Annotated in this window: 22 protein-coding genes and 1 pseudogene; 8 read left to right on the forward strand and 15 right to left on the reverse strand. The window is 72.7% G+C overall.

What is annotated here, in order from left to right:
* Positions 1 to 6: 6 nt before the first annotated feature.
* Together ACZ3I3_RS04670 and ACZ3I3_RS04675 are read right to left on the reverse strand one after the other, a co-directional pair.
* Positions 7 to 3,291, reverse strand: coding sequence for an AfsR/SARP family transcriptional regulator (locus ACZ3I3_RS04670; RefSeq protein ID WP_467362505.1), 3,285 nt, complete (start codon positions 3,289 to 3,291; stop codon positions 7 to 9).
* 568 nt (positions 3,292 to 3,859) lie between these two features.
* Positions 3,860 to 4,597, reverse strand: coding sequence for a DUF6578 domain-containing protein (locus ACZ3I3_RS04675; protein ID WP_467362506.1), 738 nt, complete (start codon positions 4,595 to 4,597; stop codon positions 3,860 to 3,862).
* Positions 4,598 to 4,698: 101 nt separating this feature from the next.
* On the opposite strand from ACZ3I3_RS04675, the gene ACZ3I3_RS04680 reads away from it, so the two are divergent.
* Positions 4,699 to 5,499: a site-2 protease family protein gene (locus ACZ3I3_RS04680; RefSeq protein WP_467362508.1), complete on the forward strand. Its 801-nt coding sequence runs from the start codon at positions 4,699 to 4,701 to the stop codon at positions 5,497 to 5,499.
* 4 nt (positions 5,500 to 5,503) lie between these two features.
* Here the strand turns inward: ACZ3I3_RS04680 and ACZ3I3_RS04685 are convergent, their stop codons facing one another.
* Genes ACZ3I3_RS04685 through ACZ3I3_RS04695 form a run of 3 tightly spaced genes read right to left on the reverse strand, consistent with a single transcriptional unit; the run spans position 5,504 to position 7,610 of the window.
* Complete coding sequence (locus ACZ3I3_RS04685; RefSeq protein ID WP_467362509.1) at positions 5,504 to 5,734, reverse strand: hypothetical protein; 231 nt, start codon at positions 5,732 to 5,734, stop codon at positions 5,504 to 5,506.
* Positions 5,735 to 5,747: 13 nt separating this feature from the next.
* Positions 5,748 to 6,467 (reverse strand): NADPH-dependent F420 reductase, encoded by a 720-nt coding sequence (gene npdG, locus ACZ3I3_RS04690; protein ID WP_020269687.1) that lies wholly within the window; start codon positions 6,465 to 6,467, stop codon positions 5,748 to 5,750.
* 33 nt (positions 6,468 to 6,500) lie between these two features.
* Positions 6,501 to 7,610 (reverse strand): sialidase family protein, encoded by a 1,110-nt coding sequence (locus tag ACZ3I3_RS04695; RefSeq protein WP_467362511.1) that lies wholly within the window; start codon positions 7,608 to 7,610, stop codon positions 6,501 to 6,503.
* Positions 7,611 to 7,728: 118 nt separating this feature from the next.
* On the opposite strand from ACZ3I3_RS04695, the gene ACZ3I3_RS04700 reads away from it, so the two are divergent.
* Positions 7,729 to 8,331 carry a hypothetical protein gene (locus ACZ3I3_RS04700; RefSeq protein WP_467362513.1) on the forward strand — a complete coding sequence of 201 codons (603 nt, stop codon included), beginning with the start codon at positions 7,729 to 7,731 and terminating at the stop codon, positions 8,329 to 8,331.
* A 58-nt stretch (positions 8,332 to 8,389) separates the two neighbouring features.
* Here the strand turns inward: ACZ3I3_RS04700 and ACZ3I3_RS04705 are convergent, their stop codons facing one another.
* A complete protein-coding gene (locus ACZ3I3_RS04705; RefSeq protein ID WP_355856951.1) occupies positions 8,390 to 8,620 on the reverse strand; it encodes a hypothetical protein in 231 nt (76 codons plus the stop codon).
* 58 nt (positions 8,621 to 8,678) lie between these two features.
* On the opposite strand from ACZ3I3_RS04705, the gene map reads away from it, so the two are divergent.
* Positions 8,679 to 9,536 carry a type I methionyl aminopeptidase gene (map, locus tag ACZ3I3_RS04710; RefSeq protein ID WP_307174811.1) on the forward strand — a complete coding sequence of 286 codons (858 nt, stop codon included), beginning with the start codon at positions 8,679 to 8,681 and terminating at the stop codon, positions 9,534 to 9,536.
* A 61-nt stretch (positions 9,537 to 9,597) separates the two neighbouring features.
* Here map and ACZ3I3_RS04715 read toward each other — a convergent pair whose 3' ends face one another.
* The 3 genes from ACZ3I3_RS04715 to ACZ3I3_RS04725 form a co-directional block, all read right to left on the reverse strand.
* Positions 9,598 to 9,813, reverse strand: a complete 216-nt coding sequence (locus ACZ3I3_RS04715) for a hypothetical protein (protein ID WP_467362515.1) — start codon at positions 9,811 to 9,813, stop codon at positions 9,598 to 9,600.
* 100 nt (positions 9,814 to 9,913) lie between these two features.
* Positions 9,914 to 10,558: a PhzF family phenazine biosynthesis protein gene (locus tag ACZ3I3_RS04720; protein ID WP_467362516.1), complete on the reverse strand. Its 645-nt coding sequence runs from the start codon at positions 10,556 to 10,558 to the stop codon at positions 9,914 to 9,916.
* Positions 10,551 to 10,754 (reverse strand): hypothetical protein, encoded by a 204-nt coding sequence (locus tag ACZ3I3_RS04725; protein ID WP_467362518.1) that lies wholly within the window; start codon positions 10,752 to 10,754, stop codon positions 10,551 to 10,553. Before ACZ3I3_RS04725 ends, ACZ3I3_RS04720 begins: the two co-directional genes overlap by 8 nt.
* A 303-nt stretch (positions 10,755 to 11,057) precedes the next feature.
* On the opposite strand from ACZ3I3_RS04725, the gene ACZ3I3_RS04730 reads away from it, so the two are divergent.
* Positions 11,058 to 12,059, forward strand: a complete 1,002-nt coding sequence (locus tag ACZ3I3_RS04730) for an SCO2278 family lipoprotein (protein WP_467362520.1) — start codon at positions 11,058 to 11,060, stop codon at positions 12,057 to 12,059.
* Positions 12,060 to 12,098: 39 nt separating this feature from the next.
* On the opposite strand, the gene ACZ3I3_RS04735 is transcribed toward ACZ3I3_RS04730, so the two are convergent.
* Positions 12,099 to 12,833, reverse strand: a complete 735-nt coding sequence (locus tag ACZ3I3_RS04735; RefSeq protein ID WP_467362522.1) for a bifunctional DNA primase/polymerase — start codon at positions 12,831 to 12,833, stop codon at positions 12,099 to 12,101.
* A 210-nt stretch (positions 12,834 to 13,043) separates the two neighbouring features.
* Here ACZ3I3_RS04735 and ACZ3I3_RS04740 point away from each other — a divergent pair, with 210 nt between their 5' ends.
* Positions 13,044 to 13,907 carry a glycerophosphodiester phosphodiesterase gene (locus ACZ3I3_RS04740; protein ID WP_467362523.1) on the forward strand — a complete coding sequence of 288 codons (864 nt, stop codon included), beginning with the start codon at positions 13,044 to 13,046 and terminating at the stop codon, positions 13,905 to 13,907.
* On the opposite strand, the gene ACZ3I3_RS04745 is transcribed toward ACZ3I3_RS04740, so the two are convergent.
* Positions 13,886 to 14,542 (reverse strand): TetR/AcrR family transcriptional regulator, encoded by a 657-nt coding sequence (locus ACZ3I3_RS04745; RefSeq protein ID WP_467362524.1) that lies wholly within the window; start codon positions 14,540 to 14,542, stop codon positions 13,886 to 13,888. The two genes, ACZ3I3_RS04740 and ACZ3I3_RS04745, sit on opposite strands and share 22 nt — an antisense overlap.
* 106 nt (positions 14,543 to 14,648) lie before the next feature.
* Here ACZ3I3_RS04745 and ACZ3I3_RS04750 point away from each other — a divergent pair, with 106 nt between their 5' ends.
* A complete protein-coding gene (locus tag ACZ3I3_RS04750; protein ID WP_467362526.1) occupies positions 14,649 to 14,858 on the forward strand; it encodes a DUF6243 family protein in 210 nt (69 codons plus the stop codon).
* A 116-nt stretch (positions 14,859 to 14,974) separates the two neighbouring features.
* Positions 14,975 to 16,321, forward strand: coding sequence for a S28 family serine protease (locus tag ACZ3I3_RS04755; protein ID WP_467362528.1), 1,347 nt, complete (start codon positions 14,975 to 14,977; stop codon positions 16,319 to 16,321).
* 30 nt (positions 16,322 to 16,351) lie between these two features.
* Here ACZ3I3_RS04755 and ACZ3I3_RS04760 read toward each other — a convergent pair whose 3' ends face one another.
* Positions 16,352 to 17,338 carry a small ribosomal subunit Rsm22 family protein gene (locus ACZ3I3_RS04760; RefSeq protein WP_467362530.1) on the reverse strand — a complete coding sequence of 329 codons (987 nt, stop codon included), beginning with the start codon at positions 17,336 to 17,338 and terminating at the stop codon, positions 16,352 to 16,354.
* Between the two features lie 142 nt (positions 17,339 to 17,480).
* Here ACZ3I3_RS04760 and ACZ3I3_RS04765 point away from each other — a divergent pair, with 142 nt between their 5' ends.
* A complete protein-coding gene (locus tag ACZ3I3_RS04765) occupies positions 17,481 to 17,939 on the forward strand; it encodes an SRPBCC family protein (RefSeq protein WP_467362532.1) in 459 nt (152 codons plus the stop codon).
* A 32-nt stretch (positions 17,940 to 17,971) separates the two neighbouring features.
* Here the strand turns inward: ACZ3I3_RS04765 and ACZ3I3_RS04770 are convergent, their stop codons facing one another.
* From ACZ3I3_RS04770 to ACZ3I3_RS04780, 3 genes and pseudogenes are all read right to left on the reverse strand, one after another.
* Positions 17,972 to 18,478 carry a tetratricopeptide repeat protein gene (locus ACZ3I3_RS04770; protein ID WP_467362730.1) on the reverse strand — a complete coding sequence of 169 codons (507 nt, stop codon included), beginning with the start codon at positions 18,476 to 18,478 and terminating at the stop codon, positions 17,972 to 17,974.
* A 55-nt stretch (positions 18,479 to 18,533) separates the two neighbouring features.
* A pseudogene (locus tag ACZ3I3_RS04775) lies at positions 18,534 to 20,288 on the reverse strand (tetratricopeptide repeat protein); the annotation flags it as partial.
* Positions 20,285 to 20,710 carry a hypothetical protein gene (locus tag ACZ3I3_RS04780; RefSeq protein ID WP_467362533.1) on the reverse strand — a complete coding sequence of 142 codons (426 nt, stop codon included), beginning with the start codon at positions 20,708 to 20,710 and terminating at the stop codon, positions 20,285 to 20,287. The pseudogene ACZ3I3_RS04775 and the gene ACZ3I3_RS04780, both read right to left, overlap by 4 nt.
* Positions 20,711 to 20,817: the final 107 nt, after the last annotated feature.

Here is a 20,817-nt window from a genome sequence, read left to right on the forward strand (position 1 = left end):
TCCGCGTCAGAGCAGGGCGGTGGCCTCCTCCAGGGAGAGGCCGCCGCCCCGCGCGTACGCGGCCTCGTACGCCTGGTCGCCGAGCAGCGCACGGACCTGGCGCTCCGTCCGCTCGCGGGTCTCGCGCTCCTGCCGTTGGGCGATGTGGCCGGACGGCAGCAGGGCGTCGAAGGCGCCCAGGCAGCGGGCCGCGTCCACGGCGCGCCGCCCGCCGTCGAGGGCTGCCAGGGCAGAGGCGCCGATGACCAGGTAACCCGAACGCATATGGGGTGCGATGGCCTCGGACAGCGGGTCGGCGGCCCGCTCCAGCGCCTTGCGGATCCGGTCCAGGCACTCCTCGTACCGTCCCTCCATGGCGTCCAGCCACGCCTCCGTGCCCAGGATGTACGCGTCGAAGATGATGAAGTGGGCGATACGGAAGTCCTGGCGCAGCCGCCGCAGTTGTTCGCGCGCCTCGGGGACGCGGCCCGTCATGCCGAGCCAGCCGGCCAGGAAGAGGCGGGCTGCGGGCATGGCCTCGCTGTGCGTGTCCTCGCGCCGGGCGATCACCTCACGCAGCAGCCGCTCGCCGCGCTCGCCCTCGCCCGCCTCCAGCAGCGCGCTGCCCAGCCGGGCGGCGAGGACGGCCGCCTGGGCGCGGGCGCCGACGCGTTCGGCGTGCGCGATGGCCGCCTCGTAGTCGGCGGCGGCCCTCGCGTAGTCGCCCTTGCGTTCGCGGGCCTCGGCGCGCGCCGAGAGGGCCTCGGCGGTGCCCCAGGCGTCACCGAGGCGCTGGTAGATCTCCAGCGACTCGTCCGCGTCGCGGGCGGCGTCGCCCGCCCAGTCGGTGCGGTTGGCGAGGAAGTTGGCCCGCATCTGGAGGCCGGAGGCCAGCTCCCAGTCGAAGCCGGGGGTCTCCCGGCAGGTGCGGATGGACGCGTCGATGATGACGCGCAGCCGCTCCATGTCGCCGGTCAGCATCACGGCGAAGAACCAGAGCAGGCCGGGGAGCCGGCAGTTCTGCGGCAGGCCGGGCTCGTAGGTCAGGGAGATGGTCCGCAGCTTCTGCTGGGAGCGCGGGTTCTGCCATGCGTCCAGTTCGGTGTCCATGCAGGCGAGATGGGCCAGGTGGACACCGCGCCGGGCCTCCAGAAGGACCTCGCCGGTCATCGGGGGCGGGGTGTCGGTGCAGCGCTGCCACACCGGGGCCGCGCGGCGGACGGGCTCGGTGAAGGGGTCGGGGCCGAGGGCCATGACCTCTCGGCACCAGTTGCGGGCCTCGATGCGCAGGTCGCGCATCTGCCAGTACCAGACGAGGGACAGCGTCAGGCACAGCGCCTCCTGCTCGTCGCGCAGGGCGACGGCGTGCCGCAGGGCGGTGCGCAGGTTCTCGTACTCGCGCTCCAGCCGGCGGATCGCGGCGAGCTGGTCCGGGCCGCGCAGCAACGGGTCGGTGGTGCGGGCGAGTTCGCGGAAGTACGTCAGGTGGGCGCGCTCGGCCGCGGCGCGCTGCCCGGACTCGTCCAGTCGCTCGGCGGCGTACTCGGCGACCGTCTCCAGCAGCCGGTAGCGCATCTCGCCGTCGGCCGGCTCGCCGGGCGGTGTGGCGACGACCAGGGAGCGGTCGACGAGCGAGCCGAGCGCCTCCAGGGCGTCCGGACCGCACACCGCCTCGGCGGCGGGCAGGTCGCAGCCGCCCGCGAACACCGACAGCCGCCGCAGGACGTCCCGTTCGTCCTCGTCGAGCAGGTCCCAGGACCAGTCGACGACGGCTCTGAGGGTCTGCTGACGGGGCAGGACGGTGCGGCTGCCGGAGGTGAGGAGACGGAAGCGGTCGTCGAGCCGGTCGGCGATCTGGCGCGGTGTCAGCATCCGCAGCCGGGCGGCGGCCAGCTCGATGGCCAGCGGCAGCCCGTCGAGGCGCCGGCAGATCTCCGCGCACGCCTCGGGGTCGTCCTCGATCCGGAAACCGGGCCGGGCCGCCGCGCCCCGGTCGGCGAGCAGCCGCAGCGCGACCGGCTCGGGCAGCGGCTCCACGGGCCGCAGCAACTCGCCCGGCACGCCGAGGGGTTCGCGGCTGGTGGCGAGGACGGTCAGGCCGGGGCAGCGCTCCAGCAGTTCCCCGGTGAGCCGGGCGGCGGCGTCGGCGACGTGCTCGCAGTTGTCGAGGATCAGCAGCATGCTGGGTCTGGAGCAGTGCTCGGCGAGCCGCTCGACGGGATCGTCGAGCCGGTCGGCGACGGCGGCCCGGATGCCCTCGGCGCCGGCGCCGTACAGCACGGTCTCGCGGGCGCCGACGGCGGTGAGCACGGCCTCCGGTACGGCGGCGGGGTCGTCGACCGGGGCGAGTTCGGCCAGCCAGACGCCGCCCGGCATCGCGTGCCGTACGGCCTCGGCGGCCTCCTGGGACAGCCGGGTCTTGCCCGCCCCGCCCGGTCCGAGCAGCGTGACGAGGCGGGCGGCGGTGAGATCGTCCCGGATGGTCTCGATGTCGGACTCGCGGCCGATGAAGGAGGTGAGGCGGGCGCGCAGATTGCCCGCGGCCGGCGCGTCCGCAGAGGGCTCGGGCGCGGCGCTGCCGTCGCCCAGCTTCAGCAACTCCGCGTGCAGGGCCCGTAGTTCCGGTCCCGGATCCGCCCCGAGCCGGTCGGCGAGCAGCCGCCGCACGTCCTCGTACGCGTCCAGCGCCTCCGCCGTGCGGCCGGCGTCGCGCAGGGCGCGCAGGCGCAGGGTCTGGAGGGGCTCGTCCAGGGGATGGCTGTCGCACAGGGCGGTCAGCTCGGGCAGGGACTGCTCGGCCTGGCCGAGGGCGAGGGCGGCGCTGTGGCGGGCGCGCAGCACGTCCAGGCGGCGGGTGTCCCGGCGGGCCGCCTCGGCGGCGCGGTCGGGCAGGTCGGCCAGGGCCGGGCCGCGCCACAGGGCGAGGGCGTCGTCCAGGACCATGACCGCCTTGGCGGGTTCGCTGTCGGCCAGGGCCCGCAGCCCTTCACCGGCCAGCCGTTCGAACCGGTGCAGGTCGACGTCGTCGGGCGCGGCCGTGAGCCGGTACCCGCCCTCTTCGGAGGCGACCGCGTCCGCCCCGAGCGCCCGCCGCAGCCGCCCGACCAGCGCCTGGAGCGCCCCCGGGGCGTCGGCGGGCGGATCAGCGCCCCACACGTCGTCGACCAGCAGCCCGACGGGCACGGTACGGCCGGCCCGCAGGGCCAGCACGGTCAGCAGCGCACGCAGCCGCGCCCCGCCCACCGGGACGACCGTGCCGTCGGTGCGGAGCGCCTGCGTGGTGCCGAGGATGCGATAGCGCACGGGATCCATTGTCTCCGGTGGTACGAGGGCGGGTCACGACGGTTCTACGGCGCGGCGGGCCGGGACCGCCGACTGAGGCCCCGGCCCCAGCCATCGGCAGCGCACCGACCGACGGCCGCCACGGCCCCGGCCACCCGGCCAGGGCCAGACCCGGCAAGCAACGGGCGGGGAGCGACGGACGGAGAGCCTCAGCCTGTCACGAACCCCCGGCCCCCCGGGCCCGGCTCGGCACGACGGGCATGAACCGGCCGGGGCCGGCAGCCCCCGGGCAACCGGCAGCGCGCCGGCCCACGGCCGACTTCCGACACGGAATCCGGCCCTCGACGCACCCGGCCAGGGCCAGAACCCGGCAAGCGACGGGCGGAAAGCCTCGGCTCGACACGCCCCCGGGCCCGTCGGCCGAGCCGAGCCGGCCACGACGGAAAGCCCCCGACGTGCAAGGGACATCGGCCGGCCGCGGCCCTCCTCCACCCCGAACGGGCCGCGAGCGCCCGGGCGTTGGGCACCGGGCGTCGGGCGTCGGTCCGTGGCGAGCCCGGCCCGTCCCCGACCGCTGCGGCAGCCGCACCCGCAGCGGTCAGACACGTCGACCATGTCGAACGCCCCTCCCACCGGACCGCCCCCGGCGCCCCCGTGGGCCGGCCGCCGTGCTCAGCGTCTGCAGCAGAGCCGCCAGGTCCGCCGCCGAGAGTCCCTCCGTCTCCGCGCCGGGCTTCGCGTCCTGCGGGATGCCCCGGGCCTCGCGGACGGTGTGGGAGAGGCGGGAGTCCGTGCCCGGCACGTCCAGGGTCACCACCGCTCCCGGTTCACGCGACTGCCGTCCCCGTCCGTCGGCATCCCGCTTCCCCTCGGTCCCGGTGAACCACTTGGGACACCGGTCCACCGCCCGCAGCCCGCGCTCCCGGCGCACCGGCTCCCAGGAACGCGATCCGGGCGCGCTCTCGGCGTACACCTGGGTCAGCACCTGCACCGCCCGCACCCGTCCCTCGGCGTGCGGCCACACCGCCCCGTGCCGCTCGACGGACAGCAACCCCACCGACCTCATCCGGTCCTCCGGCCTCGGCCGCCGGTCCTCCTCGGAGTCGGGGTCCGCGGCCAGGGCCACCGTGAGTCCCGTCCCCTCCCGCACGACCCGGACGCCGCCCACGTCCTCGACCGGCCCGGCCAGCTCGGTGAGCTGGTCGTGCCAGCCGCCGCCCAGCACACTGTCCGAGTCCACGAGCATCAGCGGCCAGCTCACCTCGTCCCCCACCGAGAACGGCGTGCCGCAGCACTCCATCTGCCAGTCCGCGTAGAACACGTGCCACAGCCCCATGCCCCCACCCTCCCCGGAACCGACCGCCCCGCGCGAGACGTTTTCCCCCTGCGCCCGGTACCGTCGGGCGTCCCATCGCGTCCGACAGTGCAGGGAGTCCCATGACCACCGCCACCAGCCGCCACAGTGAGCGGCGGATCAGTCCCGTCTTCGTCGGGATTCTGGCCGTGACGGCGGTCACGGGGTGGGCGACCTGGACCGGGTTCGCGGAGCAGCCCGGGGTCGCCGTGTTCCTCTTCGTGACGGCGGCCTGGATCGTCTCGCTCTGTCTGCACGAGTACGCGCACGCGCGCACCGCCCTGCACAGCGGCGACATCTCGGTCGGCGCGAAGGGCTACCTCACGCTGAACCCGCTGAAGTACACGCACGCGCTGCTCAGCATCGTCCTGCCGGTGATCTTCGTGATCATGGGCGGGATCGGGCTGCCCGGCGGGGCCGTGTTCATCGAGCGGGGGCGGATCCAGGGCCGCTGGAAGCACAGCCTGATCTCGGCCGCCGGCCCGCTGACGAACGTGCTGTTCGCCATCGTCTGCACGGCCCCGTTCTGGCTGGACGCGCTGGACGGCGTGCCGAGCGACTTCCGGTTCGCCCTGGCCTTCCTCGCGCTGCTCCAGGTGACGGCCGCGCTGCTGAACTCCCTGCCGGTGCCGGGCCTGGACGGCTACGGCGTCATCGAGCCCTGGCTGTCGTACAACATCCGGCGGCAGGTGGAGCCGTTCGCGCCGTTCGGCCTGCTGTTCGTGTTCGCGCTGCTGTGGCTGCCCGCGGTCAACGGCGTGTTCTTCGACGTGGTCGACTCGCTCCTGAAGTCGCTCCAGATCAGTGACTTCGAAACGTACTGCGGTCAGGAGCTGTACCGCTTCTGGCAGGGCTCGAACGAGTTCTGCTCGGCCGCTCCCTGAGGCGTCAGCCCGTGACGGACTTCTCCTGCTTGCCGCGCTTCACGTAGTACCAGCACATGTTGGACGACAGGCCCGCCAGCAGCACCCAGACGATCCCCAGCCAGCTGCCCCGTGTGAAGGAGACGACGGCCGCGGCCACGGCGAGGACGCACACGATCAGGGCATAGAGGGCAAGGCGGGGCATTTCGGTCGACTCCTGTCGGGGGACACTGCGACGACGACCAGTGTCCCCCATGCGCCTCAGCGGCTCACACGTCGGTGACGCGAAGCCCCGCGTGCGCCTTGTACCGGCGGTTCACGGAGATCAGGTTCGCCACCAGCGACTCCACCTGGTGGGCGTTGCGCAGCCGCCCGGCGAAGATGCCGCGCATGCCGGGGATGCGCCCGGCGAGGGCCTGCACGATCTCGACGTCGGCGCGGACCTCGCCGAGCACCATCACGTCGGTGTCGATCTCGTCGATCTCCGGGTCCTGCAGCAGCACGGCCGACAGGTGGTGGAAGGCGGCCGTGACCCGGGAGTCCGGCAGCAGGGCGGCGGCCTGCTCGGCGGCACTGCCTTCCTCGGGCTTGAGCGCGTAGGCGCCCTTCTTGTCGAAGCCGAGCGGGTTGACGCAGTCGACGACGAGCTTGCCGGCCAGCTCCTCGCGCAGGGATTCGAGGGTCTTGCCGTGGCCGTCCCACGGCACGGCGACGATCACAATGTCGCTGCGGCGCGCGGTCTCGGCGTTGTCGGCACCCTCGACGCCGTGTCCGAGTTCCTCCGCGGCGGCCTGGGCACGGTCGGCCGCCCGCGACCCGATGATCACCTTCTGCCCGGCCTTGGCGAGCCGGTAGGCGAGACCCTTGCCCTGCGGCCCGGTCCCGCCGAGCACGCCGACGACGAGTCCGGAGACGTCGGGCAGGTCCCAGGGGTCCTTGGCGGGGGCCTTCTGGGCGTTGTCGGTGGCAGCACTGTCGGTAGAGGTCATGGCCCTGACTCTACGTCCGGCGCGGTCGTCCGCTCAGGTCAGCTCCGTCACGAGCACCCGGCGGAAGGCGATGGTCTCGTAGGCGCTGAAGTCGCCGGTCTCGTACAGCAGACCCACGGTGTCCGCGTCGACGCGCACGAGGTCGGAGTACGCGGCGGGCAGTCCGTCCACGGTGTGGGCCGGGCGCCAGGTGGTGCCGCCGTCGGCGGAGGCGCGGATCGTCATCAGGGCGCGGAAGCCCGGGTCGGCGGGGCCGGAGTACAGCAGCACGTCGGGGGCGCGGAGCTGGAGGACGCTCGCCTGGCACACGGGCGCGGCCAGTCCCGCCTGCGGACGGAAGGGCTTCACCAGGGTCTGCCCGCCGTCGGCCGAGTGGGCGTCGGCGCGGGTGCCCGGTGACGGGGAGTCGTTGCGGGTGTTGAAGTAGACGCGGCCGTCGGGGAGTTCGGCGGCGGTGGTCTCGTTGGCGTTGATGTAGCCGTCGGTGTTGTCGTCGACGTAGCCGATCCGCCAGGTCGCGCCCCGGTCGTCGCTGAGCAGGCAGTGGCCGCCGTTGTACCTGCCCTCCGTGCCGTTGTCCGTGCCGGTGGGCGGCAGGGAGTGGTTGGCGGGGACGACGATCCGGCCGGTGCCCAGCCGGAGGGCGTGGCCGGGGCCGGTGGCGTACCAGCGCCAGTGCGGTTTCTTGGTCTGCTGGGTGATCTCCCTCGGCGCGGACCAGGTGAGGCCGTCGTCGTCGCTGTGCTGCACCCAGACCCGGCGTCCGTCGGCCGCGCTCACCTTGCCGCGCCGGATGGCGTCCTCGGTGGCGAGGGCGGCGTTGCGTACGTGCACGAGGAGGACGCGGCCGGTGTCGAGGACGACGGGGGCCGGGTTGCCGGCGAGGGCGTCGCCGTTCTTGGCGGCGACCAGGAGCGGGCCCCAGGTGCGGCCGCCGTCCGTGGAGCGTTTGAGTACGACGTCGATGTTCCCGAAGTCGTCCCGGGAGCCGACGCGGCCCTCGCAGAAGGCGAGCAGGGTGCCGATGGGGGTGCCCCCGCTCGAGCGGAGCCGAGAGTGGGGGACCGTGGCGACGACGGCGGGGATGCGGAAGCTGGCGTACCCCTCCTGTCCGGCGCGGAAGGGGACACTGGTCTCGGTCATGGGCGGGTTCCTCCGGGCGTTCGACGCCAGTACGGATGACCGGTCCATCTGCCCAAGCCGGGCGAATAGGTGGTGAATTCCACATCACGACTGACCGGTTGGGGCAGGATGCGGTCGTATGGATGCCGTACGGGTCGCGCTGTTGCGGGAAGTGCTCGCCGGGACGGAGTGGCTGGGCGCCACGCGGCGGTTCGCCGGTGCGCTGCGGGGGTCGGTGGTGTCGCACGGCGGTGGACTGCTGCTCGTCGGCACGCCGGAGTACGAGCCGTGGCACCTGGCGGCGCACCTGGTGGACGAGGCGGCGTGGTCGGGCACGCCGGAGCTGGCCCCGACGCTGGTACGGCATGACGCGCGCCCCTCGGATCCGGCACACCTGGCGGTCGGTCTCGGGCGGCTGGAGGCGGCCCGGCGGGGCGAGACGCTGCTGGTGGTGTCCCCCGAGGGCCCTGCCTCACCCCTCCTCGAACGGGTGTCCGACGCCCGGCGCGCCGGGGCGACGGTGCTGTCCCTCGGCCCCGGTGAGGGCGAGCTGCCGGTGATGGCCCACGAGGCCCTGGCCGTGCCCGACGGCTCGGAGCTGGACCTGGACACCGTGCAGCACCTGGTCAGCGCGGCGGCCGGGGAGAACGCCCTGCCGACACCGCGCGGCCGGCGCCGCTTCCGGGACAGGGTGGCGAGACTGGCGGAGCACCTGACGGCCCCACCGCCGGCGCGCTGGTAGGGGCGGTGGGGCCGATCGGTCCCTAGGGGCCTGTTGCGAAGGTACCGCCGGGATGCGCCTACTCGTCGTCGCGGCCGCCCGCCGGGGCGTCGTGCCACTTGGGGTCGTTCTCCCACTGGAGGTTGCGTGCGCGGGCGGTCTCCATCGCGTGTTCGGCTTCCGTGCGGGAGGCGTACGGGCCGAACCGGTCCTTGTTGGGGCACTCCGGCCCCTCCTCGACCTTCTTGTGTTCCAGGCAGTAGTACCACTCACCCGGTTTGCCGACCGTCCGCTTCTTGAACAGGGCCATGACCAGCTCCTCTCGCCACCGTCATGTTCCCCCATGGCCGCTGGTTAGACTCGCTGGCATGTCTGGCCAGTCGCTGCTCGTACCGGGGGAGCTGTCCCCCACCCGTCCCGTGCCCGGAAACATCCGCCGCCCCGAGTACGTCGGCAAGCCCGCGCCGACGCCGTACACCGGACCGGAGGTGCAGACGCCCGAGACGATCGAGGCGATGCGGCTCGCGGGCCGGATCGCGGCCCGGGCGATGGCGGAGGCCGCGAAGCTGATCGCCCCCGGGGTGACCACCGACGAACTGGACAGGGTGGCGCACGAGTACATGTGCGACCACGGCGCCTACCCCTCGACGCTCGGCTACCGGGGCTTTCCGAAGTCGCTGTGCACCAGCGTCAACGAGGTCATCTGCCACGGAATCCCGGACTCCACCGTCCTGCGCGACGGCGACATCGTCAACCTGGACGTGACGGCGTACATCGGCGGCGTGCACGGTGACAACAACGCCACCTACCTGGTCGGTGACGTCGACGAGGAGTCGCGGCTGCTGGTGGAGCGCACCCGGGAGTCCCTCAACCGGGCGATCAAGGCGGTCAAGCCTGGTCGGCAGATCAACGTCATCGGCCGGGTCATCGAGTCGTACGCCAAGCGCTTCGGCTACGGGGTGGTCCGGGACTTCACCGGCCACGGCATCAACTCGTCGTTCCACTCGGGCCTGATCATCCCGCACTACGACAGCCCGCACGCGACGACGGTCATCCAGCCGGGGATGACGTTCACGATCGAGCCGATGCTGACGCTCGGGACGCACGAGTACGACATGTGGGACGACGGCTGGACGGTCGTGACGAAGGACCGGAAGCGGACGGCCCAGTTCGAGCACACGCTGGTGGTGACGGAGTCGGGCGCGGAGATCCTCACACTGCCGTGACCGCGGCGGGTCCCCCTCGCCCTGGGCGAGGGGGACCCGCTGCCGTCGGTCAGCCGCCGGCTCAGACGTCGAAGACGCCCTTGTGGCAGACGGCGCCGCCCCACTCCAGTTCAGCGGTCTCGGCTTCGATCTCGCCGAAGTACGGGCTGCACGGGATGTGGTCGTAGCCGTGGCGGTGACCCTGGCCGTCGTCGTCGCCGGCGTGGGCCGTCGCCGCGCCTGCGGCACTGAGGGCGGCGGTCAGGGCTACTGCGGCCAGGGCGGATCGGATGCGCACTGGGGCTCCTCTCGAGAAGGATGAGTGGTCAGGCCCAGAGGTCCCCGTTCGGTACCGCGCGCACACGCTGTTCCACCCGTACGGACGCGCGCCACCCGGGTCAGCGTTCGAGATGCACCCGGCCGCCGACCTCGGTCCAGCCGCCCGGCTGGGGTGCGGTGAGGATCTGGGAGCCCGCGCCCTGGGTGATGTTGAGGGCGCGGCCGAGCCGGTCGGTGAGGAGCAGGGCCGCCGCCCCGGTCGCCTCGTCCTCGTCGATCCCGTCGCCGCGTCCGGGGAAGGCCCGGGCCCGCACCCGTCCGGCGGGCTCGTCCTGCCACGCCCAGGCGTACACCCACTCCCCCGGCGGCGGCACGGCCAGGTCGTCGACCTCGGCGGCGCTGCCGTACTGCCGCAGGGTGCGCTGCGGCACCCACTCCGCCCGCGCCTCGATCCAGCAGAACTCCCCGTCCTGCCGGGCACCAACCACCCCGGCGGGTGTGACCAGTTCGGGCACGTCGAGCAGCCAGGCCGTCCCGACACAGGGGTGCCCGGCGAAGGGCAGGCGCAGGGTGGGCGTGTAGATGTCGATCACCCCGCGCTCGGGGTCGTCGACGAACACGGTCTCGCTGAACGCGAGCTTCGCGGCGAACTCCTGCCGCTCGCTCCGCTCGGGCAGCACCGAGCCCTCGCGCACGACACCGAGTTCGTTGCCGTATCCGCCGTCCGGCCCACAGAAGACGCGGAGCACGTCGTAGTCAGTCACGGGGGCATTCAAACATCGCCCGGGCGGCCAGGTCGTCCCAGGCGGCCGGACCGCCCGGAAGGGGCCAGGCGACGGTGCGGGCCGCTTCGTAGGGCAGGTCCGCGAGAACGGCGCCCAGATCCTGGGCCAGGCGGTGGTCCTCCGCTCCGGGTCGGCGGGCCGGTGCCGCCGTACGGCGCTCGCGCTCGTCGGTCAAGGTCCGCAGACGCCGCTGCCAGACAAGGCACTGGGGGAGGCACGACTGCCCGCAGCTGGGGCAACCACGACGCGCCCGCACCCGCCGACGGCGAGAAGGGGACGTGTCGGGGGGTGTCCGCCCGCAGCGGTTGGCGCGTCAACGCTAGTCAGTCGGTATGTGACCCCATCGCGCCGTTCCGAGGACGGACACCCCCCGGCGCGGCCCCGGCGCACCACCCGGCGTCAGGCGCAGACCCCCCGCCCAACCGCCGGAGGCACCCGGTAGGGTTCGCCTCCGGAAAGGGGAAGGTGAAGGAACCCGATGAGCAGGGATCGCGACCCTCGAACGCTCCGCAGGTCCGCCCGGAGCGCCCTCATAGCAGCCTCGGTGACCGCTTTGTCGTTGACGGCGAGCGGATGCGTCGTGGTGCACGGCGAACGGGAGATCCTCCCGTCCACCACCCGCGCCGAAGCCGCCAAGGCCCTCCAGGAGTTCACGACCGCGTACAACGAGGCCGACAAGGCCTACGACGCCTCCCTGGACGCCGACCACACCACCGGCGCCCTGGCCGACATCGACTCGGCGCGCCTGAAGGCCGGCAAGACGAACAACCCGGACGGCAACCCGAACCACACGCCCCTGAAGCTGACGGACGCGAAGTACACGATCCCCAAGAAGGCCGGCTGGCCCCGCTGGTTCCTCGCCGACGCGGCCGGCAACAAGGGCGGCGCCGCCCGCTGGCTGCTCGTGTTCACCCGCAGCAGCCTGGACGACCCCTTCCAGGTCGCGTATCTCACCCTCGTCGCACCGGGCAAGGTCCCGCAGTTCAAGAAGGACGCGGACGGCTGGGCCGAGTCCGTCCCCGTGAACTCGACCGGCCTGGCCGCCACCCCCCGCGACCTGAGCCGGGACTACACGACCTACCTCAAGAACGGCGGAGACGCCTTCGCCGACGGCTCCCACACCAGCCAGTGGCGCGCCCTGCGCGCGAAGAACGCCAAGAAGCCGGGCCTGGTCACCCAGTACATCGACGAGCCGCTGACGAACGGCGACTACCAGCCCCTCGCCCTGCGCACGGCGGACGGCGGCGCACTGGTGTTCTTCACCACACGGCACTACGAGAAGCAGACGGCCTACGCGGGCACGACGTTCCCCATCCCCAACAAGGACGTCCTCGCCCTGACGGACGGCGAGGTCAAGCAGTCCCTCCTGATGGAGTTCGTCTCCAACGAGGTGGCCCTGGACCCGCCGAAGGGCAGCGGCAGCGGACAGGTGACGATCCTCGGCCGTATCCAGGGAATGACGTCGGCGGAAGGCTCGTAAGAGCGGACGGAGACGGTACCGGGACAGCGCCGGGTCGGCTCAGCGCCGCGGCGGCCAGGCCGCTGCGGCGTGGTCGGCGTCCTCACCGGCGTACCGCGCGCAGGCCTCGGTCAGCGTCTCCAGCAGGGTCAGCGGATCCGGCAGCGGATGCTCGGGCCCGCGCACCCAGTGCACCGTCTGGTCCTCGCCGGGCAGCCGCGCCGGCGGTACGAGGACGTAGGAGCCGCGGCAGTGCCACCGCAGCCCGGGGTGCTCGTCCATCGTCTCGGGGTGGCAGTCCAGTTCGCACGGCCACCACTCGTCCTCGTCCTCGGGCGTCCCGCGCGTGAGGGTGAAGAACAGCATGCGCCCGTCGTCGCTCTCGGCGACGGGTCCGACCTCGACACCGGCGGCGAGCAGCCGCTCCAACGCACTGCGACCGGCATCCAGGGGCACGTCGAGGACGTCGTGCACCATGCCGGTCGCGGTGATGAAGTTGGCCTGCGGCTGGTGGCGGGCCCAGCGTTCGATCTGGGCGCGGTCGGTGGTCGACTGCGTCTGCCAGGCGAAGGACACCGGGTGCCGGGCCGGGGTGGGACAGCCGACGCGTTCGCAGGAGCAGCGGTATCCGGCCGGGTGGGCGGCGGGCGCGAGCGGCAGTCCCGCTCCGGCGGCGGCGAGCAGCAGGGCCTCCCGGCCGCCGTCACCGGCGGTCTCCTTGGGCCGGCGCCCGGCGCGCAGCCACTGGGTGAGTTTGCCCTGTAGGCCGGTCCTGCCGCCGTACTCCGCGCTCATCTATCCCCTCGCCTCGCTGTCGTGCGGAACAGCATGCCTTATGGTCCCATCTTGCCGCGCGCCGGGGGGCCAGTGCCCACATCCGGGGCAGGAGGGCCGAGACGGGTACCGGTGGGGCGAGGCATATGCCCGTAGGGCGAGAGGTACTCCGCACCGTGATCGGGTGTCATTGCCCGCTTTGCCGTGACATGGCGCCCTACCGTGGTCGCCATGGTCACAAGGATCGCGCTGTCGGGCCTCGCCTCCGCGGTTTCGGTGGTCTCGCTGACCCTCACGGGACCGGCGGGCATCCGCCCGCTGGAGTGGGGCACCGGCCCGCTGACCGTGGCGGCGCTCCCCCGGATCACCTACGTCGCCCACCGCGGCGGCGCCCGCGAGGTCCCCGAGAACAGCATGACGGGGCTGGTGGCCGCCTACGAGCGCGGTACGGCGCAGGTGCTGGACTTCGACACGCGGCTGCTGCGCGACGGGACGCCCGTGGTGTTCCACGACGAGACCCTGAACCGCACCACCTACCTGGGCGGTGAGGTGCGCGGCCTCGACGCCCGGGAGTGGCGCGGCGTCCGGCTGCGCCCGAAGGACGCGCTGCCCGGCAGCTGGCGCTCGGAACGGCCGCCGACGGTCGCCGAGGTACTGGACCGTTTCGGCGGACGGATCGTGCTGATGCTGGAGGCGAAGGACCCCCGGAGCCTGGACCGGCTGGCCGGGCTGATCCGGGACCGTGGCCTGACCCGCTCGGTGTTCGTGAACTCCAACGACCCCGAGGTGGCCCGGCACGTCCACCGCCTGGGCCTGCTCACACAGTTGTGGCGCTCGGCGCGGCAACTGCGCACGGACCGCCCGGAGCGCTGGCGGTCGTACGTGGACCTGCTGGACGTGGACCACCGGGCGCGTGACGCGGATCTCGCGCGGGCGGTGCGGTCGGGGATCCCACGGGTGTGGGCACACACGGTGGTGACGGACGCGCAGCGGGACCGGGTGCTGGCCCTGGGCTGCGACGGGGTGATCACGGACGCGCCGGGACGTCTCGCGCGGACCGCCCGACAGGGTCCTCAGCGCGGTGCGAGGCCGTGAAGGGCGTAGTCGACGAGGGTGTCGGTGTACTCGTAGGAGATCGGGCCGGTGTGCTGGAGCCAGCGCTGGGCGAGCGGGGAGATGAAGAACTCCAGAGCGATGCGCGGGTCGATGTCGGGCCGCACCTGACCGGCCTCCTGGGCGGCGCGCAGCCGGCCGATGTAGAGGTCGAGTGAGGGCTGCATCAGCTTGGCGACGAGTTCGCGCCCGAGTTGCTCGTTGACGACGCCCTCGGCTGCCAGCGCGCGGGACGGCGCCTCGAACCTCGGGTCGCCCAACTGGTCGACGGTGGCGCGCAGGACACCCTTGACGTCGGCGGCGAGGTCGCCGGTGTCGGGGAAGGCGTACGGCTCCGGTCCCGCTTCCCGCAGGGACTGCTCGCCCAGGTCCAGGAACGCCTCCATCAGCACATCCGCCTTCGACGACCACCAGCGGTAGATCGTCTGCTTCCCGACGCCGGCGCGGGCGGCGATGCCCTCGATGGTGGTCTTCGGATAACCGACCTCCACGACGAGCGCGAGGGCGGCGTCGTAGATGGCGCGACGCGACTTCTCGCTGCGCCGGGAGGCGTCGGGGGTGGGCTTTCCGGAAGCAGGGTTTCCGGGGGCGGACTGTGCGGACTTCTGTACGGCCATGGCTCGAATTTATCAGGTTGACAAGACGGACCGTCTCGCGGACAGTGGACTCCATACACGAGACGAACCGTCTCGTCGCGGAAGAGGAATGGAAAAGGAGCCCCACATGGCCCGAGGCGGAGCCGGAAACCTGCTGGGTGTCGGCGGATCGCGCCAGAAGCTCGGCCGCAAGGCGCTGCGCGGCGGCGCCCGGGACGGCCGGATCGGCGGCGGCCTCGATCCGCAGGCCCAGAAACGCGAGTTGCTGCGCAAGCTTCAGGAGAAACGGCAGCAGCAGACACCACAGGAGGGCGGTACGACCGACACATCGTCGTGAGCCTCCCCCGCCCGGGGGAGACGGTCCCCTCGCGCGCGGGATCCTCCCGGGACGTCCGGCGGATGTACTGAAGCGGCCGACAAACCGCGACCGGCGGACACCCGGGAGGACTCACGATGCGCGTGTGGACGAGACGACGACTGCTCACCTCGGCGGCGACGACCGTCTCGGCGGCGGGTCTCGCCGCGACGGCGGCCCTGCCCGCCCGGGCGGCGACCGGAGCGGCCCGTCCCGGCACCGGCGACATCGCGGACGCGCTGCGGGCGCTGCTCGGACTGCGGCTGATCGAGGAGCGGCAGGACGCCGAACCGGGCTACCGGCACTTCGTCCTGGGCCTGCGCCAGCCGGTCGACCACCGGAATCCCGCGGCCGGCACCTTCGAGCAGCGCCTCACCCTGCTGCACACCGCCGCCGACCGACCCATGGTGCTGTTCAGCACGGGCTACGAGGCGGTCCTCACACCCCGGCGCACGGAAGCGACGGTCCTGCTGGGCGCCAACCAACTCCAGGTAGAACACCGCTACTTCGGCGCCTCACGCCCGGCCGGCCCCGGCTACGCGCACCTCACGATCCGCCAGGCCGCCGACGACCACCACCGCGTCGTCCGCCTCTTCCGCCGGCTCTACTGCGGCGCGTGGATCTCCACCGGCGGCAGCAAGGGCGGTATGACGAGCGTCTACCACCGCCGCTTCCACCCCCACGACGTGGACGGCACGGTGGTCTACGGAGCCCCGAGCAACGTCGACGACCGTGAGGACTCCGCCTACGTCCGCTTCCTGGAGACGGTCGGCACCCCCGCCGCCCGCGAGGCCATCGAGGCCGTCCAGCGGCGCATCCTGCTGGACCGGGCGGAGATGGTCGCCCGCTACGAGGCCTGGGCGGCCGACGCCAAAGACACCTTCCGTATCGTCGGCAGCGCCGACAAGGCGCTCGAAATCGCCGTGCTGCGCGCGCCGTTCATGTTCTGGCAGCGCGGGACGGCGGCCGACATCGCAGCGATTCCGGGCCCGGAGGCGACGGCCGCCGAGCTGTACGCGTGGCTCGACGACACCGCCGGCCTGTCCCTGTACGCCGACAGGACGGCGCAGCACTACGTCCCGTACTGGTACCAGATCGGCACGCAGCTGGGGTACGGCAGTGTCCCCACGGCCCACCTGGCGGATCTGTTGCGGCACCCGGCCGCCATCGAGGCGCGCAGCTTCGTCCCCCGGGACATCCCGATGCGCTTCGACCCGGAGGCCATGCCGGACATCGACCGCTGGGTCCGCCGCCGCGGCAGCCGGCTGCTGTTCGTCTACGGCACACAGGACCCCTCCGTGGCCGAGCGCTTCCAGCCGGGCGGTGCCGACTCACGGGTCCTGTGGGTGCCGGGTGGCAATCACGGCGCCGACATCGCCGACCTGTCCCCCGCCGACCGGGCGTCGGCGGAGGAGGCGTTGTCCCGCTGGGCCGGTCAGGGTTGACGGGCTCCGGTCAAGGATGACCGGCTCCGGTCAGGTCGCCGGAGGCCAGGCGTCGCCCCAGTCCACGTTCCGTGCCGCCTTGTACAGGTCGCCGTGGCGCTTGGTGACGGTGGTTCGGTGCAGGGACGGCTCGGTCTCGCACAGGTCGAGGAGGACCTGGCCCTTGCGGATCTGCGGGCGCCGCACGACACGCGAGGGTGCCGGGGTCACGGGGAAGCGGGCGGCGGCGACGTAGCTGAACTTCTCGTCCTCGTAGGGGAGGGAGCCGCCCTTGACCTGGCGGTGCAGGGAGGAACGGCTGACCCGGGCGGAGAAGTGGCACCAGTCCGTGCCGGGGACGATGGGGCAGGCGGCGCTGTGCGGGCAGGGCGCGGCGACGTGGAAACCGGCGCCGACCAGCCGGTCGCGGGCCTCGATGACGCGGGCGTAGCCGTCGGGAGTGCCGGGCTCGACGATCACCACGGCCTGGGCCGCGGTCGCGGCGGCATCGACGAGGGCGATGCGGTCGGGGGCGGTCAGCTCGTTGAGGACGTAGGAGACGGTGACGAGATCAGTGCTCTCCAGGGTGAGCGCCGCTCCGATCCGAGAGCGCTGCCACCGTACGTCCCTCAGGGCCGGGTCGGCCGCGGCGATCTCCCGCCCCAGGGCGAGCGCGGGCTCGGCCCAGTCGAGCACGGTGACGGGCCGCTCCCCGCCCCAGGTCGCACTCACGGCCCAGGCGGCGGCACCGGTTCCACCACCGACGTCGGTGTGCGATCCGGGCACCCACGCGGGCGCGGCCTCGGCGAACGCCCCCAGCGCCGACCGCACCGCCTCGAAGGTCGCGGGCATCCGGTAAGCGGCGTAGGCGGCCACATCCGCCCGGTCCCGCAGGATCGGCGCGTCGGTCGGGGTGGCCCCGCGGTAGCTGGCGATCAGCCGCTCGACCGCCTGCGCGGCCTGCCGGGGCGGCAGTCCGTCGAGCAGACCGGCGAGGGCGGCGCGGAGGGTTTCGGCCGGGGGTGCGGGGGCGTTCACCCGGCGATTCTACGAGGCCCCGAGCCCGGAGACTCACCCGTCCGGACCGGTCGGACTGTGCACGTGACGCGGTCGGCACGACGCTGGAAGCCAAGTTCTCGAAGTCCTCGCGTCGAGCTCACAGCCGTCCAGGAGCGTGACCATGGCCCGGAACCGCCGTCTGATCCTGAGCTCGCCGTCCGAGGTCTGGCGCCTGCTGTGCGACGGCCACCGCTACGGGGAGTGGGTGACAGGCACCAAACAGATCCTCGCCGCGGACCCGCACTGGCCGGAGGTGGGCGCCCGGCTGAAGGTCCGCGTCGGCGCCGGCCCTCTCACCCTCGACGACACCTGCGTCGTCCGCGTCTGCGAACCGCCCCACCGCCTGGAACTGGAGGCGAAGGCGGACCCCTTCGGCGCGGCCCGCATCGCCATGAGGCTGCTCCCCTGGGGCGAGCACACCCTCTTCACCCTCGACTGGCACCCGCTCCGGGGCCCCGGCACCCGGATGCACGGACTCCCCGTCGACTACGTCGTCGCGGTCCGCAACGGCATGATGCTGACGAAGCTGGCGCGGATCGCGGTGCGGGAGGGGGCGGGGTGTTTTGAGGCGACCTTCTGATCCGTAGCTCTACAGAGATCGGTCGGGGACGGTCATACCGGTTGCTCGGGTGTGTCTGAGGGGGGTTGGTGGTCGGCGGCGGTTGCTGGGGTTGCTGTATCTGGTTGCTGTACAGCTGCCGCTGCTTTGCGGGCGGCGGCGAGATTGTTGCGGCTGGCCAGGGTACGGGGGTGGGTATCGCCCAGGACCTGCTCGCGCTGGGCGAGGGTGGCCTCGTGCAGGGGGATGGCCCGCTCCAGGTCCCCCGCCGCCTGGTAGGCGCTGGCGAGGTTGTTGCGGCTGTTCAGGGTGTCGGGGTGGGTATCGCCCAGGACCTGCTCGTATTGGGCGAGGGTGGCCTCGTGCAGGGGGATGGCCCGCCCCAGGTCCCCCGCCGCCTGATAGGCGCTGGCGAGGTTGTTGCGGCTGTTCAGGGTGTCGGGGTGGGTATCGCCCAGGACCTGCTCGCGCTGCGCGAGGGTGGCCTCGTGCAGGGGGATGGCCCGCTCCAGGTCCCCCGCCGCCTGGTGGGCGCTGGCGAGGTTGTTGCGGCTGGTCAGGGTGTGGGGGTCGGGTGTCGCCCAGGATCTGCTCGTACTGGGCGAGGGTGGCCTTCAGCAGGGGGATGGCCCGCCCCAGGTCCCCCGCCGCCTGGTAGGCGCTGGCGAGGTTGTTGCGGCTGTTCAGGGTGTCGGGGTCGGTGTCGCCCAGGACCTGCTCGTACTGGGCGAGGGTGGCCTTCAGCAGGGGGATGGCCCGCCCCAGGTCCCCCGCCGCCTGGTGTGCGCTGGCGAGGTTGTTGCGGCTGTTCAGGGTGTGGGGGTGAGTGTCGCCCAGGACCTGCTCGCGCTGGGCGAGGGTGGCCTCGTACAGCGGGATGGCCCGCCCCAGGTCCCCCACCGTGTAGTAGGCGGTGGCGAGGTTGTTGCGGCTGGCCAGGGTGTCGGGGTGGGTCTCGCCCAGGACCTGCTCGCGCTGGGCGAGGGTGGCCTTCAGCAGGGGGATGGTGCGGGCGGTGTGGCCTTGGTGGTGGAGACGGTCGGCGGCGGTGGCGTACGCGTCGGTGAGGCGGGCGTTGTGGTGTCCGGGTGCGGCAGTGGCGGCGAGGGTGACCAGGTGGGGGGTGAGGGTGTCCCACTGGCTGTCGGTGGTGCCCTGTCCGGGGAGCGGGGCCAGATGGTGCAGGACTGCTTGCTCGGCGCGGTCGCGTCCTTGCAGGTGCCGGAGTGGTTGGGTGGTGTCGGCGGGTGGGGTGGCGCGTAGGACGGTTTGGACCAGGCGGTGGACGGTGACGGTGGTGCCGGTGTCGGTGACCATGCTGTAGGCGGCGAGGGTGCCGATGGCTTCCGCGATGTCGTCCGGGTCGGCGTCGGCCGGCGTGAGCAGGGTGTGGGTGATGTCGTCGGGGGCGAGCCAGGCGGCGGTGTGCAGCACCTCCACAGCCATCGGATGCTGAGTCTCCAGCGTCTGGAGCGTGACGTTCCAGACGCGGGCGATGGTGCGTTCGGCATCAATGCCGTGGGCGGTCCTGGCGAGTTTGGTGCCCAGACGGCGTCGGTAGGCGTCCAGGCTGACCCCTCGGTTCTGGGCGAGGTAGGCGCCGGCCTGTTTGACCGCCAGCGGCAGGCACCCCAGATCAGCCACGAGCGCGCGGGCGGTCAGTTGCTGCTGTGATGTGGGCGCGGTGTCCTTGAACACCAGGTCGCACAGGAGAGTGGTGGCGTCTTCGGCGCCGAGATTGCCCAGGCAGAGTGTGGCGGTGCTGTCGGGCCAGCCGGTGGTGCGGCGGCTGGTGGCCAGGTGGTGGCCCTGGTGCAGTGCGCCGGTGTAGGGGGCGAGGTCGGCGGGGTCCTCGACGTTGTCGTAGATGAGCAGCCATCCCTGGTGCCAGGCCAGCCACTGTCTCGCCCACGACACCTGTGCCGCGCGCTCGGCCGAGGCTGCCCAGTCGGGGATCAGTTCCTTGGTGAGGTCGGTGAGGGATGTCTCGATCTCGTCGGGTGAGGCGGCGTTGATCCACCAGATCAGGGTGTAGTCGCCGCGGTGGCGGTGGGCGTAGCGCAGGGCGAGCGTGCTCTTGCCGACCCCACCCAGCCCGTGCACCGCCCCGCCCTGCGTGATCGCTCCCTCCCCCCGACCCGTCAGGACACGGCGCAGCCGGCTCAGCTCTTCATCCCGTCCCAGGCAGAGAGAAGCCGGGGGCAGGTTCGAGGTACCCGGGGCCGCGGTGACCTTGTCGGGCGCGTGTAACGCTTCGGCCGGCAGGACGTTCAGGTCGCCGGTGTAGGCGTCTCTGATGCGCTGGGCCCCGATCGCCCGTTCACCGGCAGCCTCGATCTGCAGCCCGGCTGCGGCGTCGTCCGTCGTCACGGCCGTGGCGGGGTGTGACCGTCACCGGTGATCGCGGTGCCGATGTGCTGAGCGGCGATCGACCGCGTCCCGGACGCCGTGATGGTGACCGTGCCCGCGGCCGGGGCGGGCAGCAGGGCCGACAACTCCTCCCGCAGTCCGGGGTCGTCCTGCAACGCGCGCCTGAGGAGCCTGCTCAGCACCGCTGCGGAGTAGGTGTCGTCCTGTTCGTCGGCGGCCTCGTCCACCACGCGCTCCAGCTCGGCCCGGCCCGACTCGTCACCGTTCCTCCAGACCAGTTGGAGAATTCGCTGCCCGAGACCCACCGTGGCATCAGCGGCAGCATCCTGCGCCCGCGTCAGCACCGCCACTCCGTACGCCCCCACCGCAGCCGTCAGATACGGACTCGCCTGCTCCACCAACTGCACAACCTCAGCACCCACTTGCTCCCCCTCTTCGATGCGGCTCCGAAGGAACCCAGCGTAGAAACACCACCCCTGTCGTGAAGCCAAAACGCCCGAAGCGCCCGCAACGGTTCCCTGGTCACCCG

The organism is Streptomyces sp. NPDC016851, from assembly GCF_055562795.1.